The sequence below is a fragment of the Micromonospora matsumotoense genome, assembly GCF_900091525.1.
GTDB lineage: Bacteria > Actinomycetota > Actinomycetes > Mycobacteriales > Micromonosporaceae > Micromonospora > Micromonospora matsumotoensis.
Map to the genome: position 1 here is coordinate 1 of NZ_FMCU01000015.1, position 15,450 is coordinate 15,450.

The window sequence follows — 15,450 nt, forward strand, 5'->3', positions numbered from 1 at the left end:
CCCACCCGGTCGGCCATCTCATCGCTGAGGATGGTCAGCCAGCCGTAGTTCCGCAGCACGACGCCCGCCTCCTCGACACCGACCGCGTAACGGCTGAGAGCCTGCTCGAGCGGCGTCACCATCGGGTTCCACTGCTCGGCGAACGCGACAGCCACCGGCGCCGAGACCTCCGCCACCTCCCGGACCGCGGCCAGCAGCCGCCGCGAATCGGCGGCCTCCGCATCACCGATCGAACTGGCCAGCTCTACGAAACCCCCGTACCGCGTCATCGCCACACTGAGAACCGGACCCGCCGCCCAGTATGTGGACGCTTCCCACGAACCCTGGTCAGGCAGGCTCTCCACCCGGCCAAGCAATTCCTCCCACGCGACGGCGGAATAGACGACATCCCACTCCCACGACTCACCCTGGTAGCCGTCGGGCGGATCGACAACCGTACCGACCTGCGCCTTGATCTCTTCGGGCCGCTCGGCCACGAAGACCAGCCGGTCCTGCGGCGTGGACCGCACCACCTCACCGAACTCCCCCACCAGACGGTCCGAGCACACCTCAAACCATCGCCGGGTCGCCCGACCGGCCCGCTCACGATCCGGCTCGACCGGAATCGTGAGCGAGACACCACACCGCTTCTTCACCCGTGCACTTCCGTCTCGGTCGACGCGGTCAACGATCAGCCTGCAAGACCATACTGCGGGACACCGTGCCGGAAGGTGGGAGGCCGTTCTCCCCTGGCTCGGCCACGCGGGAACGCCATAGGCCCAGGGAAGACTCCACCCGGGCACAATCGGGTCATAACAGGGTGTGTCGATCATCGGCGGCTCAGCCCTCCCCGGCGTCGGCCTGCGCCTGCCCGGCCTGCTCGACCAACGCGTTGGCCAGGTCCCGCAGCCCAGCCACAACGTTCCAGTCCGGCCGGACGGCCGGGTCCAAGCCGCGGGCCTTGGCGTCCTCTCGGATCCGGTCGACGTAGCCAGTCGTGGACGTCGCATTCCAAGAAGGACATGAGCATCAGCAGGCGATCCGCTCGATCCGTGACCAGGGTGGCTCGGCGGTGGATCCGAACTAGGCATCACCCGCGCCGAGCGTTTGGGTAGCCGAGGCTCACGTCCGATGGCGCCACCCCTACCGCGCGCAGGACGACGGGGTCCTAGGCTACCCAGCGTACTGATCATGGCCGTTCCGGCGCTGCTTGACCTCCCGATGCGCCGCGCTGGCGGTCGCGGTGGGCTCGTTTTCGGCAGCGGTCGGAGCAGTACTGCCGGAAGCGGCCGGTGTGGGAGACGGGCATGAGGCAGGGACAGTTGGCGCACGGACGGCTCGCCTGGTACTCGTCGGGCGAAGTCCAGCCGTGCATGTCGCACCTGATCAGGGCCGGTTGCTCGTAGGGACCTACGATATGCTCCCGCACCGACTGCGACAGGGGGATGCCCATCTCGGCGTCGTCACGGAGCAGTCGAGAGCGTATGGGTTCTCGCATTTTCTGTAGCGCTCTCAGCTCGATCATGCGGACCGCGCCGGCTGTAATGCCGTAGTAGGGAGCGATCTCCTCATAGGAGCAGACGCGACCGTATAACCCGAACCGCATCCGCAAGACGCCGGCTTCCCGCTCGGACAGCGTTTGGAATAGAACGCGCATATGTTCGAGGAGTTCGGGGGCGATGGCTGCGGCTTCAGTCGGGCTGTAGGATCCGCCGCTACCGACGCGCCGGCGGGTCATGTTGCGTCCTGTGCGGTGGCATCGTCCGCCTGTGCCGTAGTAGGTGCGGCGGCCGCAGGGGTGGGACTGGGGGTAGTCGGCGGTGTCGTGCGGCGTCCCGGCGGTGCGATCCGGATCCGCTCCACCAGTTTGGTGAAGGCGTTGACGAATGTGGTGGTCACGGCGGGCACGTCCTCAGGACGCGCTAGGAACAGGGCGGTGATGCTGACCGCGGCGAGCACTATGGCCGCCAGCAACAGCGGGGAGATCACGATGAACAACCACATGGACGACAATGCCAGGGCTCCTGTCTCAGGGGAAGCAAACCCCCCGGTCGCCACATGGCGACCGGGGGGTCAGGGCAGCAAAAAGCCCTCAGCTGTCTGTCGCTGAGGGCGTCATCCGGACACACTGGTGCCTGGACAGGGCCATCATAGACTAAAACTGTTCCTCCGTGCGTGCCGTTCCAAGGCAGGCCGCCACATAGCTCCTGTAACCACGGAAGCGTTGCGAGTGTCGATCTCCGTGGCGAGCTGCGGTGAACCAGCTCATTCGCGGGACCTGCGGCAACGCAGCGGTCTAGTGACACACCACACCACCAGGCTCATACCCGTTGCCCGACTAAAGCCCCGGATTCGCCGACCCATATCGAGCGAAGCTCTGGAACTGCGCAGGCGTGTGTTTCGTTTCGTGACGACGCGGCATACCTGTACAAGATCGACCGGCGCAGGGTTCGTCGGGTTATCGGCCCGTCCTTCGCTGCTGGTTCTGAGCAGGGTGCCGGCATAGACGACTGCGGTGAGCAGTACGACGGCGGCCGCGGTGAGGCCGACCTGGGTGAGCAGGATCTGCCCGAGTCGGCCGGTGGTGACCCCGGTGATCTCGATGGCGGCATGGACGGCACCTGCGGTCGCTGCCATTGCCAGTGCCGCCGAGATGACCAGCGGGAGGGCCACTTCTGCCAGGTCGGCTGCAGCTTCGGCCCGGCGGGGCACTCCGACGATTCGTAGGGCCGCAGTGAGGCGGCGGCGTTCGATCAGCCGGTCGACGGCGATGACGACGAGTGCGGCGAGGCACAGCAGGAGGGTGACGGCCATCAGCACGCCAATGATCACCATGACGGCCGCGCCTCCGAGACCCTGGGTGGTGCCGAGGAAGCCCTGGATGTTGGACGCGGGGGCCTGGGTGGCGAGGATCTGGCGGGCCCGTTCCAGCACGGGTTCCGGGCTGGCCGACCACCGAGCTTTGCCTTCGAACGGTGGAACGGGCAGGAGATCCATCAGGTTGGTGGCGCCTCGACGGACCCACCGTCGGTGGCTTCATCGCCTCGGTCTTCCTCGCTGAAGTGCGAGGAACGGATCGAGCCGCCATCTGCCAGCAGGATCACCCGGTAACCGTCAGCGACGAGAGCATCAAAGATGTCCGCTCCCAGCTTCGGTTCCCGCGAAGGAAACTCCAGCTTCAGTTCGATCACGTACGGGTGACTGGCGAACGGCTCAAGATCGGCGGGATCGAACTGTACCCAGAATTTGCCCTCGGCAAGAGTGCCCACCACCGACCGACTCTCACCCGGTATCTCTCGAACGGTCGCACCCGCCACCCGAGCGACCACATCCACGAGCCGCTCGAACGACCGCAGTGGGTCGACGCAGCCCACCACGAGTTCGTAGTCCGTCATGACTCCTCGCTCCTCCCACGTGTCGATCGCCGGACGATCGCGATGGTCGGCGATCATGCGAAGGAGTTGCCGCTACGGGGTCGCCGCCCACGGCGGCGCGGGCGGGTTTGCGCTGACCTCGGTACGGGGTGGGACCGGCCAGTCTGGGATCACGGTGGTTTCGCCGGTGAGTTCAAGGGCGGTGATCGTGGCCAAGTCCTGTACCGCCTGCACGAAGCCCTCGACCCACATCAACGTGATCGACGTCTTGCCGTCCTTGCGGTCATACAACGTCCCGGAATCGTTCGGCGCGGTCTGCGGGTCGTCGCCGTGCGCGAGCCGGTTCCGGACCGCCTTGGCATCCCGTAGGTAGTTGTCGAGGCGCTGCGCCTCGATGGTGGTCCAGAGCCAGCGCCCACCGCGACCCGGCTCGGGCTGCGCGCGAACCCGGGCCCGCCACTGACCAGTGACGTCCGGGATGCCGAGGTGCTGGCCAAACCGCTGCCGTATCCGTTCCATCGTCGCCGGCGTGTTCTGCCGGGGGCCACCGTGCGCGCCGATCAACTGGTTGAAGAACATCTCGAACGGCCCGTACGTCAGAAGGAACGCCCCGTACCTCATGCTCCGGTACCGGGAGTTTCGCCTCGCCTCGTCCATGTTGTCGCGATGGATGGTGATCAAATCCACCGGCGTAACCAACCGCACCGCCAAGACGCCCAACGCTTCCTCAACCGCTGCAACATTCACCACGAACGTGAGGGTACTGACCGACCACCGAAGCTGACCAACCCCTTGAACAAGACCCGACTCCGACGGCCTCGGGTCGGCACCCACCCTGTAGCTGCCACCAGGGAATGCCCGTTCAGACATCACTCTTCGGCGCAGTAGATCTGGGGCTGGAGTGACGACCGGCCAACTGTGTCTACCCTCGACAGCTCTTTGCGGCAAGCTCGCCCGTCGATCTTTAGGGGACCAGCCCGTACGGTGTCGCTGTGAATACTGACCTTCCCGAGATGGTCATCAACCCGGCAGCGGCAGGATTCGACGGTGACGTACTGGCTCCGGTGCCCGTGACGGATGCGGCCCGACGAGTGCTCGCCTTCTGCACTGAGCCACGCAGCGGATGGGTCACCTACCATCTCGCCGCCCGCAGCACCCGTGCCTCCGGCCTGTTCGATCAGGTCACCACCTGGTCGCTGCTCTACGCCAACGCGCTCGCCGGCCGAGTGGACATCGAAGACGTGGCCGGATTCTCCCGGGAACGCCGACGCGACTTCGCCGCCCGACTCGCCGCCGTACCGGAAGACACCGACCTGCACACCGTGGACGACGACGGCATAGCCACGGTCGTCAACCTGTGCTACTTCGGGTACCACGGTGTCTGGGGACCCAAGACAACCAAGATGGCCGCCCTGTACCGACCCCACGCAGTCCCAGTGCTCGACGGACACGTCGCGGAAGTGTTCGGATTCAACCGCGAGGGCTTCTCGAACAAGGCGCGCCAGCACGGCCTGGACCGCTACGAACGCATCGACAAGGTCGTTCGGGCCTTGGCGATCTGGATTCGCATCCACCGCGCCGAAATCGCGGCCCTGCGGGATGCGGTGACACCGACCGTTCCCGAACTCCACAACCTACCCGACCTTCAGTTGATCGACATCGTCTTATGGACGTCGCAGGACGACAAGCCAACACACCGGCGGCCCGGCCAAGGCGAACGATGGATCAACCGGCCAGTCGGCCAACATGTCACAGCAGAGGAGTTGCAGCCTGAACCGATCCCGCAGCCAAGTAGTCACTCGCTTGCGGGATCGAGCGGCACGGTGCTCTCGGCTGCAGGAGGCGAAGGACGCCTTGACCAGGGCGTCACCGGTGGCGAAGACGGCGTGTAGGGCGTCGTCCGGTCGTCGAACTCGAAACGGATGATGGCTACACCGTCGACGTTGATCGTCCAGGTGAGCCACCCCCGCTTTCATGGAGCTTCTTGACCATGGTCTGATGGCCGTGGGGGAGGAAGTTGTCCGTGGCAGCACCGGAGAAGTACCCCGACGAACTGCGTCAGCGCGCTGTGCGCTTGTACCGCGAGTCGGATCCGAAGCCGGTGATCCGGCGCCTGGCCGAGCAGCTCGGCGTGCATCACGAGGCGTTGCGGAACTGGATCCGTCAGGCCGAGGCTGACACGGGTGAGCGTCACGACCGGCCGACCAGCGAGATGGCGGAAGAGAACCGCCGGCTACGTAGGGAAGTCACCGAGCTGCGGCGGGCGAACGAGATCCTGAAGGCCGCGAGCGCGTATTTCGCGGCGGAGCTCGACCCGACCCGGCGACGGTCATGAGGTTCATCCATGAACATCGTGACCAGTTCGCGGTCGCGCTCCTGCTACGGGTCCTGAACATCGGCGCGTCGACCTACTACGCGTGGATGAAGCAGGCCGAGCAGCCCTGCGACCGGGACGTGGTCGACCTGGGTCTGATCTCCAACATCCACGAGATCTGGGAGACCTCCGGGCGCACCTACGGCGCGGACCGGGTCCACCGGCAGCTGCGCCGCGACGGCATCTACGTGGGCCGCAAACGCGTCGAGCGGCTGATGACCGGCCAGGGTTGGCAGGGGGCGTTCCTGCGTCGAGGCTGGCGCGCCGGCTCCACGAAGCAGGATCCTCGGCACACGCCGGCGCCGGACCTGGTCGGGCGGCAGTTCACCGCCGACGGGCCGAACCGGCTCTGGGTCGCCGACGCCACCCGCATCCCCTGCGGTGAAGGCGTGTTCTGGCTCGCCGCGGTCCGCGACGTGTTCTCCCGCCGGATCGTCGGATGGAAGACCTCCGACCGCTGCGACACCGACCTGATCCTCGCCGCCCTCGAATACGGCATCTGGTCCCGCGACGTCCGCGACGGCCAGTTGATCCACCACTCGGACAGGGGGTCGAACTATACGTCCTTCCGCTTCGCGGAACGCTTGCAGGACAACGGGATCCTGCCGTCGATGGGCTCCGTCGGCGACTCGTACGACAACGCGCTGATGGAGAACTTCTGGTCAACCCTGAAGATCGAACTCGTCTACCGCACCTCATGGCGGACCCGCGACGAGGCCGAGAACGCGATCTTCACCTACATCGACGGCTGGTACAACACCCGCCGCATCCAACGCGAACTGGGCTACCTCAGCCCGAACGAGTACGAGGCCGCCTGGCATAGCCGCCAGACCGCACCAGCCGAACCACCTATCGCCACCCCTGCACCAGCCGGCAGCAGGTAACCACCGCTCCATCAAAGCGGGGGGAACTCAAGGCAGGCCATCCCCATCTCGTTGAACCGGTGGATGAGCTGTCGGATCGTGTCCTCGTCGGCTTGGACGAGGCGGGCGATCGCTGGCACCGTGTTCCCGCCGGCCGAGGCGAGCACGACCATCGCCCGCCGTAACCGGATCGGCGAGCCGGTACCTCTACGAGTGATCCTCAGCAGCTGCTGACCTTCCTGGTCACTGAGCCGCCGAACGCGAACGAGTTCTGCCACCGCCACAGCCTGACCGCCACAACGCCGCCCGGCCGACAGGCCAGACGGCGTGTCATCCAACACCGCGAACGTTCGTGGTCACGGCACTAGCCGGTCCTGCGGCGTGGACCGCACCACCTCACCGAACTCCCCCACCAGACGGTCCGAGCACACCTCAAACCATCGCCGGGTCGCCCGACCGGCCCGCTCACGATTCGGCTCAACCGGAATCGTGAGCGAGACACCACACCGCTTCTTCACCCGTGCACTTCCGTCTCGGTCGACCCGGTCAACGATCAGCCTGCAAGACCATACTGCCCCTGCACCCCGGCGCCCGCCCCGACTGCCGCGCCGCCGCCGGCAGCGGCCGCTGGGTCTGTTGCGTTGGGCGAAAGCATGATCGACTTCGGCTTGTCCGGTGTGGTCTGCTGGGCCGGTGAGGTCGCTGTCTCGTGTCCGGTCCTGGTCTCCGCCGGCGTCGGCGTTCGTCGGGTTCCGATTCCCGCCCGAGGTGGTCGTGCTGGCGGTGCGTTGGTATCTGCGGTTCAACCTCTCGTACCGGGATGTGGAGGAGTTGCTGGTCGAGCGCGGTGTCGAGGTCGATCACGTTACGGTCTACCGGTGGGTGCAGCGGTTCACCCCGCTGCTGGCAGACGCCGCCCGGTTCTCCCGCCACTGTCCGGGTGACCGTTGGTTCGTGGACGAGACCTACGTCAGGGTCAACGGTGTCTGGCGGTGCGTGTACCGGGCGGTGGACCAGTACGGGCAGGTCATTGACGTGCTCGTCTCACCGCGTCGGGACGCTGCCGCGGCCCGACGATTCTTCCACCGGGCGCTGACCACGCTGAAGGTCACACCCGGCGAGGTGGTCACCGACGCGAACCCTGTCTACCCGAGGGTGCTCGATGACCTGGTCCCGTCGGCGTGGCACCACGTCGGGCGGCACGCCAACAATCCGATCGAGGCTGATCACAGCCAGCTCAAGCACCGGCTCAGACCGATGCGCGGACTACGTTCGGACCGCACCGCGCAGACGATCGTCACCGGCCATGCCTTCGTACAGAACCTCCGACGCGGACGCTACGAACTCGCCACCGACGCCCCACCCGCGACCCGAGTGGCCGCCGCGTTCACCGAACTCGCACGAGCGATCTGACCAGTGCCGACTGACGCGGCTCGGCGTGCCCACCGATCCGCCAACGCAGCAGCGCCGGTGCGGGAGATCGGCTTCGGGGTCCGCGGCGGTACCGGGCCGGGCGGTCGGTTCTTCGAGGTCGAAGGCATCTCGCAGGCTCTGATCGACGAGTTCGATCTGCTGGATCACGCGAACTGCTGCGGCTCCGGTCTGGCCACGGACTTCGCTGCTCAGCAAGCCGTCATCCCCCCTGAGCTTTACTGGAGTAGTCGCGACGGGTAGGTCCCGATCCGGGTTGGCTGGCGATTGCGGCGGCTGCTTCGTCCGCGCCCGTGGTGTGGGAGACGGCCGTCGTGGGCCGTCCGATGTTGTTTCCAGCCTGGTGGCGGCCGGGGTGGACCTCGGCGGGAGCGTGCAGGCCGATCCCGGAGTGCCGCAGGCAGTTGTTGTACCAGGTCACGAAGTCGGTCATGAATGCTCGTGCGGCGGCCAGGGGCGCGAACCTGTCCTGGAGGACTCGCCGACCACCTGCACATCCGACCCGCTCACCGGGACCTGCACCGGGAGGGTGGTCCCACGGGAGACCAGCAGGGCCCGGCCGGCCGGCCAGCCGCCCCGGGTCGAGCGGGGCAGCTTCAGGTCGAAGACCTCCCCGTCGACGTACGACGACGGGTTGAGCAGCAGTCCATGCCGACCACGCCGCAACGCCGAGAGCCAGCCGCGATAGCGGTGCGCCGCCAGCTCCTCGGTGGTGCCGGCGGCGAGCACCAGATTGCCATGGTCGCGGGCCGAACGGGCGAGCTGTTCGAGTACGTCGGCGGCATGCCCCTCGCCGAGCAACTCCGCGTCGTCGACGACCACGGCGACCGGCCCGGCCAGTTCCGCGACCGCGTCCGCCAAGTCGGTGTCGATCTCCGCGCCACGCAGCACCCGGACCACCCCCGGCAGTTCGGCGAGGCCGGTCATCAACGGTGACCGGCGGGGGCAGCAGACCAGCACCGGCAGGTCACCGGACCGCCGGCCACCGAGCGAGGTGACCAGCGCGAGAAGCGCCGTGCTGCGCCCGGACATCGGTGGCCCGGCGACGAGGAAGGTCGCCCCGGTCTCGGCGAGATCCAAGTCGATGGGCCGAAGATGATCCCCGCCGACACCGACGGTGCAGGTGGCGACCCCGACCGGCGCCGCACCGGCACGCAGCTCGGCGAGCTCCGCCAGGGTCACCGACGCGGGCAGCGGGTCGATCCGGCGCGGCATGGTGGCCGGGTCCAGGCCCTGGCAGCGGTCCCACGCCGCTGCGGCGAGCCGCTCGACCGCCGCTGCCTGGGCCGCGCCGTCCGGGTCGGGGGCCAGGAGCGCGATCTGCACCTCCGTCCCGGACGGTACGGCCACTGCCCGGCCGTCCGGCATGGTCCGTGGCATACCGCGGGGGTCGGCGCCGAAGACGGCGACATCCTCGGGATCGGCCTGGCGCAGCACCAGCCGGGTGGCGACCGCGCTACCGAGCCGGTGCCCGAAGCCGGAGCGGTCGGTGGTCAGCACCGGTAGGACGCCGACCGCCGAGCCGCGTCGGAGCAGGCGGTCGAGGGATTCGACCAGCCGTCCGCCGTCGGTCTCGCCGTGCTGGGCCAGGAACGCCTCGTACCGGTCGACCAGGAGCACCAGGTAGGGCAGGCGTTCCGCCGTCGGTGCAGCGGCCCGCTGCTCCCGCAGCGCGGTGTACCCGCCGGCGGCGAGTAGCCGGGTGCGCCGGGCGACCTCGGCGTCGAGCAGATCGAGCAGGCGACCGGTCCGGTCGTGCTCCTCCCCTTCCACCCAGGCACCGCAGTGTGGCAGCGCCGCCAGCGGGGCGAGGGCCCGACCGCCGTGGTCGAGCGCGTAGAGATGGACGTCGGCCGGCCCGTTCCGGGTGGTCAGCCCGACAGCCAGGGCGCGCAGCGCGGTCGACCGTCCGCTGCGGGCCATGCCGGCGATCACCACCGGGCCGGTCCGGTCCAGGTCGAGGAGGAAGGGGGACTGGGTCTGGGCGCTCGGGTGGTCGCCCAGACCGAGCGGCACCGCCACCGGCGACTCGCGGGACGTCGGGTCGCCGCCAAGTGTGTGGTGGACGGCCGGGTGAGGCACGGTCGGCCCCAGCTCGGCGAGGGTGATCCGGTCCGGCAGAGGTGGGAGCCACGGGCCGCTCGGTGCGGCCACCTCGATCAGTTGCGCCGCCGCCCGGATCGCCGCGACCAACACGGTCAGATCGGTCTCACCGGCATGGCCGTCGATCCCGGCTGCCGGGTCGGGCTCGGGCCGGTCACCCGCCCTCGGCCGGCCGAGGTCTGCCACCCGGCGTGGGGTGGCGGTGACCCGCTGGTCGGCACAGAGGTCCGAGCCGCCTGCTGCCCGGGGCCAACCGATCCGGGCAGCCTGCACCATGGTCAGGTCGGCGTGACCGGTACGCAGGTAGGCCCGCCCGGGATGCAGCCGGGAGATCCGGGCGGCATCGGGTACGTCGACCACGTCCGCGCTCTCCTCCGCGCGGGTGACCCGCAGGCAGAGCCGGAGGTTGACGTTGGCCCGCATCTCCGCGTTGACCACCCCACCGGGGCGCTGGGTCGCCAGCACCACGTGCACCCCCAGGCTGCGCCCCCGCATGCCGATGCCGACCACGCCGGTGACGAACTCCGGCACCTCCTCGACCAGGGTGGCGAACTCGTCGACCACGATCACCAGCCGGGGCAGCCGGCCACCGGTGCCGGCCCAGTAGTCCTCGATGTCCTTGGCGCCGGCTTCGGCCAGGATGCCCTCTCGACGGCGCAGCTCGGCCGTGAGCGAGGCCAGTGCCCGATCCGCCAGGTGCCCGTCCAGGTCGGTGATCATCCCGACGCAGTGCGGCAGGTCCCGACAGTCCGCGAAGGCACTGCCGCCCTTGTAGTCCACCAGCACCAGGTTGAGCGCGTCCGGGGCGTTCCCGAGGGCGAGCGAGGCGACCAGGGTCTGCAGCAGCTCCGACTTTCCGGCGCCGCTGGTGCCCGCGATCAGCGCGTGCGGTCCGTCCCGTCGCAGGTCGACGGTGACCGGTCCGGTGGCGTCCGCACCGATCAGCACCGTCGTGGTACGACCGGAGGGCTGCGCCGCCCAGCGCTCGACGACGTCCTGCGCCGTCGGGTCGGGGCCGAGGCCGACCAGGTCGAGAAAGCGGATCTGGTCGGGGAGGTCGCCGTCGTCGCCGAACCGGGCGCCGAGCACCCGGACCGGAGCGAGCGCCCGGCTGACCCGGGCGGCCCGGCTGCCGGAGAGTCCGTCGGCGAGCACGTCCGGCTGGGGTTCCCGACCTTCGTTGAGCACTCTGACCCGGGTGCCGGCCGCTCCGGTCACCACCACCGTCGCGCGGCACTCGTCCGGCAGGCTGGACTCCACGGTGTCCAGGCAGAGCGCGTACAGACCGGCGGCCGGGCCGCTGGTGAGCAGATCGGCCAGGCCGGGCAGGGTGCGCAGCCGGCGGGCCCCGTCGACGATCACCAGCAGCCGTCGCCCCGGCGGCGCCTGGTCACGGAGCCCGGCCTGCCGATCGGCCAGCCGTTCCTCCATGATCCGCCGCAACTCGGCGATCCGGTGCTCGGCCTGCTGCCGGTCGGTGGCCACCATCCGCCGGCAGGCCAGGTCGGCCCGGTGCGGCACGGTGTGTGGCAGCCAGCTCAGCCACTCCCACTCGGTTGCCTCGTCGTGCCCGGTGAGCAGGACGAGACCGAGGTCGTGCGGGGCGTGCAGGGTCGCCACCTGGGTGAGCAGGGCCCGGAGGATCGGCATGGTCGACCCGCGCGGGCCGGCCAGCCCGAGGACCCCGGCCGTGCCGAGTGGCACCGTCACGGGCACGTCGTGGGCGGTCGGCACGGTCTCGGCGGCCGCACCCGGCCCGGTCAGTCGTACGGCGGCCGGCCGCTCGGTCAGCCCGATCCGGAGCAGGCCGAAGTCGGGGTCGGCGGGACGACGTTCGAAGAGGCGGCCGGTCGGGCCGGTAGCGATCCGGAGCACCGCCGCCGGGTCGGGAAGCAGCTCCCGACTCGTGTGCTCCTCGCTGACGGTCAGGGCGGCCAGCCGTTCCCGAGCCTGCGCGAGCCCGGCCCGGTAGTCCCGGAGCTTCTCCCGGTATTCCCGGCGTCCGCCCCGCCGCTCGGTGACGACGTGGGCGACCGCCATGAGCGGCGCGAAGGCGAGAAAGATCAGGTAGTACCCGGAGTTGGGCAGCACCAGGAAGATCACCCCGGCCAGCAGCAGCGGCAGGAGCACTGTGGCGAGCGGGAAGCGGATCCCCTTCGGCTGCTCCGGCGCGGCCGGCACGGACACCTCAACCTGCCGCTGCGGGTGCACTATCCGGGGCGGGCGGTTGAACCGCCGCACGCCCAGCGCCGGATCGGTTTCCAACTGCGTGTCGGCCACCGGATACCGCCGCACCACCACCAGGGACTCACCCAACTGCGCCAGGTCACCGTCGTCCAGCCGGGTCTCCTCGGTGATCCGCCGGCCGCGCGAGCCGGTGCCGTTTCGGGAGCCACGGTCGGCGACGGTGACCTCCCCTGCCCCGTCCCACCGGATCGCGGCGTGCCGCCGGCTGACCTCCGGGTCGCCCAGAACCAGGTCACAGCCGACGGCCCGGCCGAGGACCAGCGTGCGCGGCGAACCGTCGGCGGCCACCAGGGCGCTCGCCCCGGCGGCCGGCCCACCCACCACCGCGACCTCACGGACCGGCGACGGAGCCGGCCCGTCGCCGCCCCGCCCCACCGCCGGCTGACCGAGGGTCAGTCGCCCGCCGATGACCAGCCCGGTGTCGGCCAACCGCCGGTCGTCGGACAACCGCTCGGCGCCCAGGAACAGCGCCGCCCCGCGCGGCTCCTCGCCGAGGGCGTCACGCAGCGCGCCGACGGTGGCCGCCGGCCCGGCCTGGATGAGCATCGGGCTCGGACGACCCCGCCGGTCGACGACCGTGACCTCGTACTCCATCTCAGTGGGCGAAGTCGATCGCTTCGGTGTCGCGGGCGTGCGCGTGCATGGCGCGCTCGGCGTCCTTCAACGCGAGCCGCATCCGCTCCAGCACCGGCGTGAACTCGTCCATCGAGTGCTGCATCCGCTGCATGCTCGGCTTGAACTCGCCCTCCCAGAGATTGTCGAACGAGGTGGCCCGGCGTCCCTTCCAGTCCATGCTCTTCACGCCGGCGCTGAGCGTGCTGATCATCGCCTGCATCCGGTGCACGCTGGCATTCATGTCGCGGATCAGCGCGGTGGTCTCCACGTCCGCCTGCTGTCCGAACTTGCGCCCCAACTCGTGGGCCTGCCCGGGATCGAGCTGGTACATCGTGGTCTCCTGTCGGTGCTGGTCGTGCCCTCCTGCGGTCGCAGGGCGAGCGGCCGATCCGTCCGGATCGGCGCTTTCGACGCTAGGGGCCGGGGCCACCCCGGCGGTATCGGAAGCCCTTCCGATACCGCCGGGGGCCGGTGCGCCCCGAGACTGGCGAGGTGAGCAATGTGGATGCCCTCGCGGCGCGGGTACGCGCCCTCGAAGAGAAGGTCGACGAGGCCGACGGGTACGCCCGGGCCTGCCGGGCCGCACTGGTCCGGCTCCGGGGCCCGCTCGGCACGCTGTCCGCCGTCTCCGTCGACGTCGGTGGCCTTCGGTCGAGGTCGGCGAAGGTCGACCGGGCACGGAGCCGGGCCGAGTCGGCCCGGGAGGTGGTGGGGACCGCGCGGTCGAGGCTGGCCGACGCGGCTGGTGATCTCGGCCGGATCGCCGGCCGGTACGAGCGGCGGGCCGACACGGCCCGAGCCGAGCTCAGGGCGGCGAGAAAGCAGCTCGCCGCCGCGATGGCCAGCGGAGTGGGGTGACGAGATGTCAGGTTTCAGCGGCGTACGGGTCTTCGTCTTCGGCGAGTTGTTCGACCTCGACCAGCGCCTGCGCGGACAGGCCCGAGCGCTCGGCGAGGTGGCGGGCGACCTGCACCTCGACACCGGTTCACTGCCGCCCGAGGCGCAGGCCGTGGTGGCCGGGCTGAAGGGGCTGGCCGGCCTGCTCGACCGGGCCGCCGACACCCTGCTCGCCGCCGCCACGGCCTTCGGGCAGACCGGCGCCGACGCGAGCCGGGCCGACCTGCTCGACCCGTTCACCCCGATGCTCGCCTCGCTGAAGGGCAAGGTGGTGCCGCCGGGCGGGTACGGACCGCTCGGCCCGTACCCGTGGCTGGGCGGTCAGGCCGCCTTCTTCGGTGGCACGGCCGCGACCATGCTGCGCAGCCACTACGGCTACCGCCACTGGGTGAAGGACGGGCCGAAGTGGCCGATCAACGGCTCCGGCCCGCGCGCCCACCCGCAGATCCGCCAGGCGATCGACCGGACGGCGAAGATCGCCAAGGCCGGCGGCCGGGTCACCGGAGTGGCGGAGTCCGGTAGCCGCCGCCTCAAGGAGGGCGCGAGCGTGCCGGAGGCGGCCACCGGCGCCGCCGCGGAGACGGCCACCATCGAGGCGTGCGCGACCGCGGGTGCCCGGATCGGCATCGCCGCGCCGATACCGCACCCGCTGGTCAAGGGCGGGGCGATCGTGGCCGGCGGAGTGATCGGCGGCGCCGCCTGCTCCGGCCCTGGCCGGTGGGTGGGCGACCGGGCCAGCGACGCCGCAGGCGAGATGGCCGACATGGCCGAGGACCTCGGGGGCTTCTTCAAGAAGAAGATCCTCGGCAGGTGACGCGGATGTCGACCACGACCACGCTGCACCTGACCACGCACGAACTCCACGCGCTCGCGGACACGCTGGATGCCCCGGGGCTGTGGGGCGTCCCCGTCCCGCCGGACGCCCCGGAGCCGACCCCGGGCACCGACCCGCTCGCCGGGCTGGTGACCCGGGGACTGCTCGAACCGGACGACGGCGGTGCCCTGTGGCCGTCGGTCGACCTCGGCGCGCTGGTCGAGGCGGTTGCCACCCACCGGGTGTGCGTGCTCGTCGAGCAGACCGCGACGACCGCCGGCCCCGGGCCGCGCACGGTCCACGCGGTGCTGGCCGGCGGCACCGGCCTGGTCCGGCACCGGCTCGGCGAGCCGGTGCACACGTTCGCGCTCGACGCGGGGTCGGCCGACCGCCTCGCGGACACCCTCGTCGCGCTGGTCGAGCCCGCGCCGGGGGACGGCCGTCCCGGGACCCGGCGGTTCCGGGGGCGGTTCGGGGCCCTCGCCGATCTGGTGCCCGAGCCGACGGGCGGTTGGCGGCGGTGCAGCGTCCTGCTGCGGGCCGACGGCACCGACGGACGGTCCAGGGTGGACGGCCTGCTCGCCGTCCTCGACGCCGGTCCGGACCGGCTGTGGCTGGTCCGCGAGTACGACGGCCCGGAGCTGGACGAGGGTGGCCCGGCAGTGGTCGCCGAGCCGGCCACCGCCGCCGAGGTCACCGCCGCGCTGCACGCCCTCGCGATGCACGCCGAACCCGGCCCCTGAGTTCCGCGCT

Annotated in this window: 17 protein-coding genes; 8 read left to right on the top strand and 9 right to left on the bottom strand. The window is 70.2% G+C overall.

The window, feature by feature from the left end; translation table 11 throughout:
• The 6 genes from GA0070216_RS24320 to GA0070216_RS24345 form a co-directional block, all read right to left on the bottom strand.
• Window positions 1-635, bottom strand: a 635-nt coding sequence (locus GA0070216_RS24320) for a hypothetical protein (protein ID WP_141723175.1), incomplete at its 3' end; no start/stop codon positions are given.
• A gap of 533 nt (window positions 636-1,168) precedes the next feature.
• Window positions 1,169-1,717 carry a sigma factor-like helix-turn-helix DNA-binding protein gene (locus GA0070216_RS36655; RefSeq protein ID WP_091250795.1) on the bottom strand — a complete coding sequence of 183 codons (549 nt, stop codon included), beginning with the start codon at window positions 1,715-1,717 and terminating at the stop codon, window positions 1,169-1,171.
• Window positions 1,714-1,983, bottom strand: coding sequence for a hypothetical protein (locus GA0070216_RS24330; protein WP_091250798.1), 270 nt, complete (start codon window positions 1,981-1,983; stop codon window positions 1,714-1,716). The genes GA0070216_RS36655 and GA0070216_RS24330 overlap by 4 nt, the downstream gene beginning before the upstream one ends.
• A 261-nt stretch (window positions 1,984-2,244) precedes the next feature.
• Complete coding sequence (locus GA0070216_RS24335) at window positions 2,245-2,976, bottom strand: hypothetical protein (RefSeq protein ID WP_141723176.1); 732 nt, start codon at window positions 2,974-2,976, stop codon at window positions 2,245-2,247.
• Window positions 2,976-3,374, bottom strand: coding sequence for a hypothetical protein (locus GA0070216_RS24340; protein WP_141723177.1), 399 nt, complete (start codon window positions 3,372-3,374; stop codon window positions 2,976-2,978). The genes GA0070216_RS24335 and GA0070216_RS24340 overlap by 1 nt, the downstream gene beginning before the upstream one ends.
• Before the next feature lie 72 nt (window positions 3,375-3,446).
• On the bottom strand, window positions 3,447-4,103 hold the full coding sequence (locus GA0070216_RS24345) for a hypothetical protein (protein ID WP_141723178.1): 657 nt from the start codon (window positions 4,101-4,103) through the stop codon (window positions 3,447-3,449).
• Between the two features lie 242 nt (window positions 4,104-4,345).
• On the opposite strand from GA0070216_RS24345, the gene GA0070216_RS24350 reads away from it, so the two are divergent.
• From GA0070216_RS24350 to GA0070216_RS24360, 3 genes are all read left to right on the top strand, one after another.
• On the top strand, window positions 4,346-5,245 hold the full coding sequence (locus GA0070216_RS24350) for a DUF6308 family protein (RefSeq protein ID WP_141723179.1): 900 nt from the start codon (window positions 4,346-4,348) through the stop codon (window positions 5,243-5,245).
• Between the two features lie 131 nt (window positions 5,246-5,376).
• On the top strand, window positions 5,377-5,688 hold the full coding sequence (locus tag GA0070216_RS24355) for a transposase (RefSeq protein WP_176739119.1): 312 nt from the start codon (window positions 5,377-5,379) through the stop codon (window positions 5,686-5,688).
• The gene (locus tag GA0070216_RS24360) at window positions 5,685-6,611 is read left to right on the top strand and encodes an IS3 family transposase (protein ID WP_091250816.1); all 927 of its coding nucleotides are present in this window, start codon (window positions 5,685-5,687) and stop codon (window positions 6,609-6,611) included. The genes GA0070216_RS24355 and GA0070216_RS24360 overlap by 4 nt, the downstream gene beginning before the upstream one ends.
• 11 nt (window positions 6,612-6,622) lie before the next feature.
• Here GA0070216_RS24360 and GA0070216_RS24365 read toward each other — a convergent pair whose 3' ends face one another.
• The gene (locus tag GA0070216_RS24365; RefSeq protein WP_245722686.1) at window positions 6,623-6,931 is read right to left on the bottom strand and encodes a helix-turn-helix domain-containing protein; all 309 of its coding nucleotides are present in this window, start codon (window positions 6,929-6,931) and stop codon (window positions 6,623-6,625) included.
• Window positions 6,932-7,292: 361 nt separating this feature from the next.
• Here GA0070216_RS24365 and GA0070216_RS24370 point away from each other — a divergent pair, with 361 nt between their 5' ends.
• Window positions 7,293-8,003, top strand: a complete 711-nt coding sequence (locus GA0070216_RS24370; protein WP_091251048.1) for an IS6 family transposase — start codon at window positions 7,293-7,295, stop codon at window positions 8,001-8,003.
• A 57-nt stretch (window positions 8,004-8,060) separates the two neighbouring features.
• A complete protein-coding gene (locus GA0070216_RS24375; RefSeq protein ID WP_091250823.1) occupies window positions 8,061-8,264 on the top strand; it encodes a hypothetical protein in 204 nt (67 codons plus the stop codon).
• A gap of 186 nt (window positions 8,265-8,450) precedes the next feature.
• Here the strand turns inward: GA0070216_RS24375 and GA0070216_RS24380 are convergent, their stop codons facing one another.
• Complete coding sequence (locus GA0070216_RS24380; RefSeq protein WP_091250830.1) at window positions 8,451-12,965, bottom strand: type VII secretion EssC family protein; 4,515 nt, start codon at window positions 12,963-12,965, stop codon at window positions 8,451-8,453.
• A gap of 1 nt (window position 12,966) precedes the next feature.
• Window positions 12,967-13,317 carry a WXG100 family type VII secretion target gene (locus tag GA0070216_RS24385; protein WP_091250833.1) on the bottom strand — a complete coding sequence of 117 codons (351 nt, stop codon included), beginning with the start codon at window positions 13,315-13,317 and terminating at the stop codon, window positions 12,967-12,969.
• A 161-nt stretch (window positions 13,318-13,478) separates the two neighbouring features.
• Here GA0070216_RS24385 and GA0070216_RS24390 point away from each other — a divergent pair, with 161 nt between their 5' ends.
• Genes GA0070216_RS24390 through GA0070216_RS24400 form a run of 3 tightly spaced genes read left to right on the top strand, consistent with a single transcriptional unit; the run spans window position 13,479 to window position 15,440 of the window.
• Window positions 13,479-13,844, top strand: a complete 366-nt coding sequence (locus GA0070216_RS24390; protein WP_141723180.1) for a hypothetical protein — start codon at window positions 13,479-13,481, stop codon at window positions 13,842-13,844.
• Between the two features lie 4 nt (window positions 13,845-13,848).
• Window positions 13,849-14,697: a hypothetical protein gene (locus GA0070216_RS24395; RefSeq protein ID WP_091250838.1), complete on the top strand. Its 849-nt coding sequence runs from the start codon at window positions 13,849-13,851 to the stop codon at window positions 14,695-14,697.
• A 5-nt stretch (window positions 14,698-14,702) separates the two neighbouring features.
• Window positions 14,703-15,440, top strand: a complete 738-nt coding sequence (locus GA0070216_RS24400; protein ID WP_091250840.1) for a hypothetical protein — start codon at window positions 14,703-14,705, stop codon at window positions 15,438-15,440.
• Window positions 15,441-15,450 lie beyond the last annotated feature (10 nt).